An 11,971-nucleotide genomic window follows, 5' to 3' on the forward strand; every position below is an offset into this window, starting at 1 on the left:
AGTCATGAGTCATTATTATGATGAAAATCCTGAAGTAGAAAGTGACGAAACGCTTTTTACGTACTCCTACAACAGCCATGACATTGAACTAATAACAGATGCAGGCGTTTTTTCGAAAGGGAAAATTGATTACGGATCTGATTTATTGGTAAGAACCTTTTTAAATGCACATCCCCCAGGCCCCACAAAAAGCATCTTAGATGTTGGTTGCGGTTATGGACCGATTGGTTTGATGATTGCAAAAATCTCCCCACATCATGAAATTACGATGATAGATGTTAATCAACGTGCGTTAGCATTGGCGAGAAAAAATAAAAAGAAAAACCAAATTGAAAATGTGGAAGTTGCAGAAAGCGATGGATTATCGAACGTTGCAGATGAATCATTTGATTTTATATTAACGAATCCACCGATAAGAGCAGGGAAAACAGTAGTACATGGTATTTTAAATGACGCTTTTAGTAAATTAAAACAAGATGGTACGCTGTATGTTGTTATACAGAAAAAGCAAGGCATGCCGTCAGCAAAGAAAAAAATGGAAGATACATTCGGTAACGTTGAAGTAGTAGAAAAAAGTAAAGGTTATTACATTTTAAGAAGTGTAAAAGGTTGATTAAAATGTCTGCTTCTGATATAGTTATAGAATGTAAAAATTTATGTTCAATAAGTGTGTACTTTTACGTTCGAAATAACATTGTATATAATATGAAATAGAAAATGGTGTCATCAGGAGTGCTACCGTTTTCTTTTTGTCTTATTATATTTGCTATTTTACTAAAAGTAAACACACAATTTTTGAGGGGTGAATCTGTTTGGCAGGTCAATTTGTCCAATATGGAAGACATCGTAAACGTAGAAACTATGCGAGAATTTCAGAGGTATTAGAATTACCAAATTTAATTGAGATTCAAACTAAGTCTTACGATTGGTTCTTAGAAGAAGGTTTATTAGAAATGTTTAGAGACATTTCTCCAATTGAAGATTTCACTGGAAATCTTTCTTTAGAGTTTGTAGATTACAGACTTGGTGAACCAAAGTATGATTTAGAGGAATCGAAAAACCGTGATACAACGTATGCAGCACCTCTACGTGTTAAAGTACGTCTAATCATCAAAGAAACTGGCGAAGTAAAAGAGCAAGAAGTGTTTATGGGTGATTTCCCATTAATGACAGATACAGGTACATTCGTAATTAACGGTGCTGAACGTGTAATCGTATCGCAATTAGTTCGTTCTCCATCCGTTTACTTCAATGAAAAACTAGACAAAAACGGAAACACAAACTTTGATGCAACAATTATTCCTAACCGTGGTGCATGGTTAGAATATGAAACTGATGCAAAAAATGTTGTTTATGTACGTATTGATAGAACTAGAAAATTACCATTAACAGTATTATTAAGAGCTTTAGGTTTCTCAACAGATCAAGAAATCGTTGATCTTTTTGGTGAAAGTGAATACTTACGTAATACATTAGAAAAAGATGGTACAGAGAATACAGATCAAGCATTGCTTGAGATTTATGAGCGTCTACGTCCTGGTGAACCACCAACAGTAGAAAATGCTAAGAGTCTATTGTATTCACGCTTCTTCGATCCAAAACGTTATGATTTAGCTAGCGTGGGTCGTTACAAAGCGAACAAAAAGTTACATTTAAAACATCGCTTATTCAATCAAAAATTAGCTGAACCAATTGTTAATGCAGAAACTGGTGAAATTGTAGCTGAAGAAGGTACAGTACTTGACCGTCGTAATTTAGACGAAATCATGGATGTATTAGAATCAAATGCAAACAGTGAAGTATTTGAATTAGAAGGTAGCATCATTGATGAACCTGTAGAAATTCAATCAATTAAAGTTTACGTGCCTAATGATGAAGAGGGCCGTACAACTACAGTGATTGGTAATGCTTTCCCAGATTCTGAAGTGAAATGTATTACACCTGCTGATATTATTGCGTCTATGTCATACTTCTTTAATTTATTAAGTGGTATTGGCTTCACTGATGATATCGACCATTTAGGTAACCGTCGTCTACGTTCAGTAGGTGAATTGTTACAAAACCAATTCCGTATTGGTTTATCAAGAATGGAACGTGTTGTACGTGAAAGAATGTCAATTCAAGATACAGATTCAATCACACCACAACAATTAATTAACATTCGCCCTGTAATTGCTTCTATCAAAGAATTCTTTGGTAGTTCACAATTATCACAATTCATGGACCAAGCGAACCCATTAGCTGAGTTGACGCACAAACGTCGTCTATCAGCATTAGGACCTGGTGGTTTAACACGTGAACGTGCTCAAATGGAAGTGCGTGACGTACATTACTCTCACTATGGCCGTATGTGTCCAATCGAAACGCCTGAGGGTCCAAATATCGGACTTATCAACTCATTATCAAGTTATGCGCGTGTGAATGAATTTGGTTTCATTGAAACACCGTACCGTAAAGTTGATATTGAAACACAATCAATTACAGAACAAATTGACTACTTAACAGCTGATGAAGAAGATAGCTATGTAGTAGCACAAGCAAACTCTGTATTAGATGAAAACGGACGTTTCGTAGAAGATGAAGTTGTTTGTCGTTTCCGTGGTAATAACACTGTTATGGCTAAAGAAAAAATGGATTATATGGATGTATCACCGAAACAAGTTGTTTCTGCTGCGACAGCATGTATTCCTTTCTTAGAAAACGATGACTCTAACCGTGCATTGATGGGTGCAAACATGCAACGTCAAGCAGTACCATTGATGAATCCTGAATCACCATTCGTTGGTACAGGTATGGAACATGTAGCTGCTCGTGACTCTGGTGCGGCGGTAGTTGCCAAACGTAAAGGTCGCGTTGAACACGTTGAATCTAATGAAATTCTTGTACGTCAACTTATCGAAGAAGATGGACAAGAATATGAAGGTGAATTAGATCGCTATCCATTAGCTAAATTCAAACGTTCAAATACAGGTACTTGTTATAACCAACGCCCAATCGTTAGCTCTGGCGACGTTGTAACTAGAGGTGAAATCTTAGCAGATGGTCCATCTATGGAACTTGGTGAGATGGCACTTGGTAGAAACGTAGTTGTTGGTTTCATGACATGGGACGGTTATAACTATGAGGATGCTGTAATCATGAGCGAACGTCTTGTTAAAGATGACGTTTATACTTCTATCCATATCGAAGAATATGAATCAGAAGCACGTGATACAAAATTAGGGCCTGAAGAAATCACTCGAGACATTCCTAATGTTTCTGAGAGTGCACTCAAAAACTTAGATGACCGTGGTATTGTATATGTAGGTGCTGAAGTTAATGATGGTGACATCTTAGTAGGTAAAGTAACGCCAAAAGGTGTAACAGAATTAACTGCAGAAGAGCGTTTATTACATGCAATCTTCGGTGAAAAAGCACGTGAAGTACGTGATACATCATTACGTGTACCTCATGGTGCAGGCGGTATTGTTCTAGATGTTAAAGTCTTTAACCGTGAAGAAGGAGATGACACATTATCTCCAGGTGTAAACCAATTAGTACGTGTATATATCGTTCAAAAACGTAAAATACACGTAGGTGATAAAATGTGTGGACGTCACGGTAACAAAGGTGTCATTTCTAAGATTGTTCCAGAAGAAGATATGCCTTATTTACCAGACGGAACACCAATTGATATCATGTTAAACCCATTAGGTGTACCATCACGTATGAATATCGGACAAGTATTAGAGCTACATTTAGGTATGGCAGCTAAAAACTTAGGTATTCACGTTGCATCACCAGTATTTGATGGTGCCAGCGACGAAGATGTTTGGTCAACTATTGAAGAAGCTGGAATGGCTCGTGACGGTAAGACTGTACTTTACGACGGACGAACAGGTGAACCATTTGATAACCGTATTTCTGTCGGCGTTATGTACATGTTGAAACTTGCACACATGGTTGATGATAAATTACACGCACGTTCAACTGGTCCATATTCACTTGTTACACAACAACCACTTGGTGGTAAAGCACAATTTGGTGGACAACGTTTCGGTGAAATGGAAGTATGGGCACTTGAAGCATACGGTGCTGCATATACACTTCAGGAAATCTTAACTTATAAATCAGATGATACAGTAGGTCGTGTTAAAACATACGAATCTATTGTTAAAGGTGAAAATATTTCTAAACCAAGTGTTCCAGAATCATTCAGAGTATTGATGAAAGAATTACAAAGTTTAGGATTAGACGTTAAGATTATGGACGAGCATGACAATGAAATTGACATGCACGATACTGAAGATGAAGACGTGGTTGAGCGTAAAGTTGATCTTCAACAAAAAGATGCTCCAGAATCACAAAAAGAAATCACTGACTAATCGCATTTAAGTTTATAAAGGTAATATCCATATCGAGTAGCCGTAATGGCACTCGATTATGGTCTTGCCATTTATCAATATAGAGCAATCAATCAATTTGCACAGCTAATCTAAATTGAAGGAGGTAGGCTCCTTGATTGATGTAAATAATTTCCATTATATGAAAATAGGACTTGCTTCACCTGAAAAAATCCGTTCATGGTCTTTTGGTGAGGTTAAAAAGCCAGAAACAATAAATTACCGTACTTTAAAACCCGAAAAAGATGGTCTTTTCTGTGAAAGAATATTCGGACCTACAAAAGATTGGGAATGTAGTTGTGGTAAATACAAACGCGTACGTTATAAAGGTATGGTTTGTGACAGATGTGGTGTAGAGGTAACAAAATCAAAAGTGCGCCGTGAAAGAATGGGACACATTGAACTTGCAGCACCTGTTTCACACATTTGGTACTTCAAAGGTATTCCAAGTCGTATGGGTCTTTTATTAGACATGTCACCAAGAGCATTAGAAGAAGTAATATACTTTGCATCTTATGTTGTTGTTAACCCAGGACCAACTGGTCTGGAGAAAAAGACATTACTTTCTGAAGCTGAATTCAGAGAATACTACGATAAATTCCCAGGACAATTCACTGCTAAAATGGGTGCCGAAGGAATCAAAGAACTACTTGAAGAAATCGATTTAGATTCTGAATTAAAATCATTACGTGATGAGTTAGAATCAGCTACTGGTCAAAGACTAACACGTGCAATTAAACGATTAGAAGTTGTTGAATCATTTAGACATTCTGGTAATAATCCAGCTTGGATGATTTTAGATGTACTTCCTATCATACCACCTGAAATCAGACCAATGGTTCAATTAGATGGTGGCCGTTTTGCTACAAGTGATTTAAACGATTTATATCGCCGTGTTATCAACCGTAATAATCGTTTGAAACGTTTATTAGACTTAGGTGCACCTGGTATCATCGTACAAAACGAAAAACGTATGTTACAAGAAGCTGTAGATGCGCTTATCGATAATGGTCGTCGTGGCCGTCCAGTGACTGGACCAGGTAACCGCCCATTAAAATCACTTTCTCATATGCTTAAAGGTAAACAAGGACGTTTCCGTCAAAACTTATTAGGTAAACGTGTTGACTACTCAGGTCGTTCAGTTATCGCAGTTGGACCAAGCTTGAAAATGTATCAATGTGGATTGCCTAAAGAAATGGCGCTAGAGTTGTTCAAACCATTCATTATGAAAGAGTTAGTTCAACGTGAGATTGCTACAAATATCAAAAATGCTAAGAGTAAAATTGAACGCATGGACGATGAAGTATGGGATGTTTTAGAAGATGTAATTAAAGAACACCCAGTATTACTTAACCGTGCGCCTACGCTTCACAGATTAGGTATCCAAGCATTTGAACCAACATTAGTAGAAGGCCGTGCTATTCGTTTACATCCACTTGTAACAACAGCGTATAATGCCGACTTTGATGGTGACCAAATGGCTGTTCACGTACCTTTATCTAAAGAAGCTCAAGCTGAAGCTCGTATGTTAATGCTTGCTGCTCAAAACATCTTGAATCCTAAAGATGGTAAACCAGTTGTTACGCCATCACAGGATATGGTATTAGGTAACTATTACTTAACACTTGAACGTAAAGAAGCAGTAAATACAGGTACAATATATAACGATACAAACGAAGTATTGAAAGCTTATGCAAATGGTTATGTACACTTACACACTCGTATTGGTGTTCATGCAAAATCATTTAACAATCCAACATTCACTGAAGAACAAAACAACAAGATTTTAACAACTTCAGTAGGTAAAGTAATCTTCAATGAAATTATTCCAGATTCATTTGCTTTCATTAACGAACCAACTCAAGCTAACTTAGAAGGTGAAACACCTGATAAATATTTCGTTACTGCAACGGAATTAGGCGAAGGTGGACTTAAAGCATACTTCGAAAATGAAGAACTAATCGAACCATTCAACAAAAAATTCTTGGGTAACATCATTGCTGAAGTCTTCAACCGTTTCAGCATTACAGATACTTCAATGATGTTAGATAGAATGAAAGATTTAGGTTTCAAATTCTCTTCTAAAGCAGGCATCACAGTGGGTGTATCTGATATCGTGGTATTACCAGACAAGAAAGATATCTTAGATGAGCATGAAAAACTTGTTGATCGAATAACAAAACAATTCAACCGTGGTTTAATCACAGAATTTGAACGTTATAATGCTGTTGTAGAAATATGGACAGACGCTAAAGATCAAATTCAAGGTGAATTAATGCAATCACTAGATAAAACAAACCCAATCTTCATGATGAGTGACTCAGGTGCCCGTGGTAACGCATCTAACTTTACACAGTTAGCTGGTATGCGTGGATTGATGGCTGCACCATCAGGTAAGATTATCGAATTACCAATCACTTCATCATTCCGTGAAGGTTTAACAGTATTAGAGTACTTTATCTCTACCCATGGTGCGCGTAAAGGTCTTGCCGATACAGCACTTAAGACTGCCGATTCAGGTTACCTTACTCGTCGTCTTGTTGACGTGGCACAAGATGTTATCGTCCGTGAAGAAGATTGTGGTACGGATAGAGGCTTACTCGTTTCTGATATTAAAGAAGGTACAGAAATGATTGAACCATTTATCGAACGTATCGAAGGACGTTATTCTAAAGAAACAGTTCGTCATCCAGAAACTGATGAAATTATTATTCGTCCAGATGAACTTATCACTGCAGACATTGCTAAACAAATTGTTGATGCAGGTCTTGAAAAAATGTATATCCGTTCTGCATTTACTTGTAACACACGTCATGGTGTATGTGAAAAATGTTACGGTAAAAACCTTGCTACTGGTGAAAAAGTTGAAGTTGGTGAAGCAGTTGGTACAATTGCTGCCCAATCAATTGGTGAGCCAGGTACACAGCTTACAATGCGTACATTCCATACAGGTGGTGTAGCAGGTAGTGATATCACGCAAGGTCTTCCTCGTATCCAAGAGATTTTCGAAGCGCGTAATCCAAAAGGACAAGCGATCATTACGGAAATCGAAGGTGTTGTGGATGACATCAAACTTGCAAAAGATCGTCAACAAGAAATCGTTATTAAAGGTGCAAATGAAACAAGATCTTATCTTGCTTCAGGTACATCTAGATTAAAAGTTGAAATCGGTCAAAGCGTTGAACGCGGAGAAGTACTTACAGAAGGTTCTATTGAGCCTAAGAACTACTTATCTGTATCAGGTTTAAATGCAACTGAGAGCTACTTACTAAAAGAAGTTCAAAAGGTTTACCGTATGCAAGGTGTGGAAATCGATGATAAACACGTTGAAGTTATGGTAAGACAAATGTTGCGTAAAGTTCGTATCATTGAAGCTGGAGATACAAAATTATTACCAGGTTCACTTGTTGATATTCATAACTTTACTGATGCAAACCGTGACGCATTTAAAGAGCGTAAACGCCCAGCAACAGCTAAACCAGTATTATTAGGTATTACGAAAGCTTCTCTTGAAACTGAAAGCTTCTTATCAGCAGCTTCATTCCAAGAAACAACTCGTGTACTTACAGATGCGGCGATTAAAGGTAAACGTGATAACTTACTTGGTCTTAAAGAGAATGTTATTATCGGTAAATTAATTCCTGCAGGTACTGGTATGAGACGTTATAGAGATGTTCAATATGACAAATCTGTACCAGCACAAGAGGAAGTTGAAACAGTTCAAACTACGGAAATGTAATTTAATGATTCAACTCAAACAAGCTGACCGAAATATAATATTTCGGTCGCTTGTTTTTTCTCTATTTTCTTAAATAAATTATGTGATAAAACGTTGACTGAATGATATAGAAGATGTTATTATTGTAAAGGTTGATGCAAGCAGAACTTTGGAGGATATATTAATGTCTAATGAAAAAGTTGCACGCTTTAACAAACAACAATATGTTGTTGGTCTTAAACAAACGCTTAAAGCTTTGAATAAAGATCAAGTTACATCATTGATAATTGCTCAAGACGTCGAAGTTCATTTATTGACTCGCGTGTTAAGCCAAATCAATCACAAAACAATACCTGTCTCATTTTTCAAAGGCAAACGCGCTTTAGGAGAATATGTAGGTATCAGTGTGAGTGCAACAATTGTTGCATGTTTGAAATGAGATTAGTAAGAATATTTCTTACTAAATTTTATTTACCCTTAAAATGAACCACCTGGATGTGTGGGATTATAAAACAGGAGAGGAGGAAACATTCAATGCCAACTATTAATCAATTGGTACGCAAACCAAGACAAAGCAAATCAAAGAAATCTGATTCACCAGCATTAAACAGAAACTTTAACAGTAAACAAAAGAAATTTACTGACTTAAATTCTCCACAAAAACGTGGCGTTTGTACTCGTGTAGGTACAATGACACCTAAAAAACCTAACTCAGCGTTACGTAAATATGCTCGTGTTCGTTTATCAAACAACATCGAAATTAATGCGTATATCCCTGGTATCGGTCATAACTTACAAGAACACAGTGTTGTACTTGTACGTGGTGGACGAGTAAAAGACTTACCTGGTGTACGTTACCACATCGTTCGTGGTGCACTTGATACTTCAGGTGTTGATGGACGTAGACAAGGACGTTCATTATACGGAACTAAAAAACCTAAAAATTAATTTTAAGATTGCGTAAATTTTCGCAACACAATTTAAAAATATACTATAATAGGAAGGGAGGATATACATTATGCCTCGTAAAGGATCAGTACCAAAAAGAGACGTATTACCAGATCCAATTCATAACTCAAAATTAGTTACAAAATTGATCAACAAAATCATGTTAGATGGTAAACGTGGAACAGCTCAAAGAATTCTTTATTCTGCTTTCGACCTAGTTCAAGAACGTAGTGGTCGTGAAGCTGTTGAAGTATTTGAAGAAGCTATCGACAACATCATGCCTGTATTAGAAGTTAAAGCTCGTCGTGTTGGTGGTTCTAACTATCAAGTACCAGTAGAAGTTCGTCCAGAACGTCGTACTACATTAGGTCTACGTTGGTTAGTTAACTATGCACGTCTTCGTGGTGAAAAAACTATGGAGGAGCGTTTAGCTAACGAAATCTTAGATGCAGCTAACAACACAGGTGGCGCAGTTAAGAAACGTGAAGACACTCACAAAATGGCTGAAGCAAATAAAGCATTCGCTCACTATCGTTGGTAGGATAGAAGCTTTCTCCCTGAGTATGTTCCGCAAGGATGGTTATCCATCAGTGGTATGTGCTTAGGGCATCGCCATATTTATAGTATTTATTCGCAGTAATACTGGAAGGAGAAAAATACATGGCTAGAGATTTTAGTTTAGAAAAAACGCGTAATATTGGTATCATGGCTCATATCGACGCTGGTAAAACAACTACGACTGAACGTATTCTTTACTATACTGGACGTATCCATAAAATTGGTGAAACGCACGAAGGTGCTTCACAAATGGACTGGATGGAACAAGAGCAAGACCGTGGTATTACAATTACATCTGCTGCAACAACAGCTCAATGGAATGACCACCGTGTAAACATTATCGATACACCAGGACACGTAGACTTCACTGTAGAAGTTGAACGTTCTTTACGTGTACTTGATGGAGCGGTAACAGTACTTGATGCACAATCAGGTGTTGAACCACAAACTGAAACAGTTTGGCGTCAAGCTACAACTTATGGTGTTCCTCGTATTGTTTTTGTAAACAAAATGGACAAATTAGGTGCTAACTTTGAATATTCTGTAAGCACTATACATGACCGTTTACAAGCAAATGCACAACCAATTCAATTACCTATTGGTGCAGAGGACGAATTTGAAGCAATCATCGACTTAGTTGAAATGAAATGTTTCAAATATACAAATGACTTAGGAACTGAAATCGAAGAGATTGAAATTCCTGCTGATCACTTAGAAAGAGCTGAAGAAGCTCGTTCAACATTAATCGAAGCTGTTGCTGAAACTAGCGACGAATTAATGGAAAAATATCTTGGTGACGAAGCAATCAGTAATGATGAATTAAAAGCTGCTATCCGTAAAGCGACTACTGATGTAGAATTCTACCCAGTACTTGTTGGTACAGCATTTAAAAATAAAGGTGTTCAATTAATGCTTAACGCAGTAATTGACTACTTACCATCTCCATTAGATGTTAAGCCTATTGTTGGTCATCGTTCTGAAACACCAGACGAAGAAGTTATCGCGAAAGCTGATGACAGTGCTGAGTTTGCTGCTTTAGCATTTAAAGTTATGACTGACCCTTATGTTGGTAAATTAACTTTCTTCCGTGTTTATTCAGGTACTTTAACTTCAGGTTCTTATATTAAGAACTCTACGAAAGGTAAACGTGAACGTGTAGGTCGTTTACTACAAATGCACGCTAACTCTCGTCAAGAGTTAAATACTGTATACGCTGGAGATATCGCTGCAGCAGTTGGTCTTAAAGATACTGGTACAGGTGATACTTTATGTGGTGAGAAGAATGACATTATCTTGGAATCAATGGAATTCCCAGAACCAGTTATTCACTTATCAGTAGAACCTAAATCAAAAGCTGACCAAGATAAAATGACTACAGCTTTAGTTAAATTACAAGAAGAAGATCCAACTTTCCACGCTTCTACAAATGAAGAAACTGGACAAGTTATCATCGGCGGTATGGGTGAACTTCACTTAGATATCTTAGTTGACCGTATGAAGAAAGAATTTAACGTTGAATGTAATGTTGGTGCACCAATGGTTTCATATCGTGAAACATTCAAATCAACAGCACAAGTTCAAGGTAAATTTGCTCGTCAATCAGGTGGACGTGGACAATATGGTGACGTTAAAATTGAATTCTCACCTAACGAAACTGGTGCAGGATTTGAATTCGAAAACGCTATCGTTGGTGGTGTAGTTCCTCGTGAATACATTCCATCAGTTGAAGCTGGTCTTGTAGACGCTATGGATAATGGTGTATTAGCTGGATATCCATTAATCGATGTTAAAGCTAAATTATATGATGGTTCATACCATGATGTCGATTCATCAGAAATGGCCTTCAAAATTGCTGCATCTTTAGCACTTAAAGAAGCTGCTAAAAAATGTGAACCAGTTATCTTAGAACCAATGATGAAAGTAACAATCGAAATGCCTGAAGAATACATGGGTGATATCATGGGTGACGTAACATCTCGTCGTGGACGTGTTGATGGTATGGAACCTCGTGGTAATGCACAAGTTGTTAACGCTTATGTACCACTTTCAGAAATGTTTGGTTATGCAACATCATTACGTTCAAACACTCAAGGTCGTGGTACTTACACTATGTACTTCGATCATTATGCAGAAGTTCCTAAATCAATCTCTGAAGAAATCATCAAGAAAAACAGTGGTAACAAATCTGAATAATTGATTCACTTTCAGTGAATTAGAGTACATTGTGTACTCTGTGGTTTTATCAATTGATTTTTTGGGAAAAATGCATTATAAAGGTACTATATGGATAGTACTTATCCCGTAACATAAATTATTTTCTCATGATGGTGAGAAACTGTCATGAGAGATAAATTTTAATATTAAT

At 37.0% G+C, this 11,971-nt stretch carries 7 protein-coding genes; all 7 read left to right on the top strand.

The genetic code is table 11. From position 1 onward, the window contains the following. The first annotated feature begins 4 nt into the window (after nt 1–4). The 7 genes from MHZ36_RS07900 (at nt 5) to fusA (ending at nt 11,799) form a co-directional block, all read left to right on the top strand. A complete protein-coding gene (locus tag MHZ36_RS07900) occupies nt 5–613 on the top strand; it encodes a class I SAM-dependent methyltransferase (RefSeq protein WP_239230950.1) in 609 nt (202 codons plus the stop codon). A gap of 199 nt (nt 614–812) precedes the next feature. Further along, nucleotides 813–4,364: a DNA-directed RNA polymerase subunit beta gene (gene rpoB / locus MHZ36_RS07905; protein ID WP_239230951.1), complete on the top strand. Its 3,552-nt coding sequence runs from the start codon at nt 813–815 to the stop codon at nt 4,362–4,364. A 160-nt stretch (nt 4,365–4,524) separates the two neighbouring features. Next, entirely contained in the window at nt 4,525–8,121 is a 3,597-nt protein-coding gene (gene rpoC, locus MHZ36_RS07910) for a DNA-directed RNA polymerase subunit beta' (RefSeq protein WP_239231074.1), read from the top strand. Between the two features lie 163 nt (nt 8,122–8,284). After that, nucleotides 8,285–8,539, top strand: a complete 255-nt coding sequence (locus MHZ36_RS07915; RefSeq protein WP_239230952.1) for a ribosomal L7Ae/L30e/S12e/Gadd45 family protein — start codon at nt 8,285–8,287, stop codon at nt 8,537–8,539. 95 nt (nt 8,540–8,634) lie between these two features. Next, nucleotides 8,635–9,048: a 30S ribosomal protein S12 gene (gene rpsL / locus MHZ36_RS07920; RefSeq protein ID WP_042737968.1), complete on the top strand. Its 414-nt coding sequence runs from the start codon at nt 8,635–8,637 to the stop codon at nt 9,046–9,048. Between the two features lie 70 nt (nt 9,049–9,118). After that, the gene (rpsG, locus tag MHZ36_RS07925) at nt 9,119–9,589 is read left to right on the top strand and encodes a 30S ribosomal protein S7 (protein ID WP_042737969.1); all 471 of its coding nucleotides are present in this window, start codon (nt 9,119–9,121) and stop codon (nt 9,587–9,589) included. 119 nt (nt 9,590–9,708) lie between these two features. Continuing rightward, nucleotides 9,709–11,799, top strand: a complete 2,091-nt coding sequence (gene fusA, locus MHZ36_RS07930) for an elongation factor G (protein ID WP_239230953.1) — start codon at nt 9,709–9,711, stop codon at nt 11,797–11,799. Nucleotides 11,800–11,971: the final 172 nt, after the last annotated feature.

Origin of the sequence: Staphylococcus sp. ACRSN (assembly GCF_022346615.1) — a bacterium.
Taxonomy (GTDB): Bacteria; Bacillota; Bacilli; order Staphylococcales; family Staphylococcaceae; genus Staphylococcus.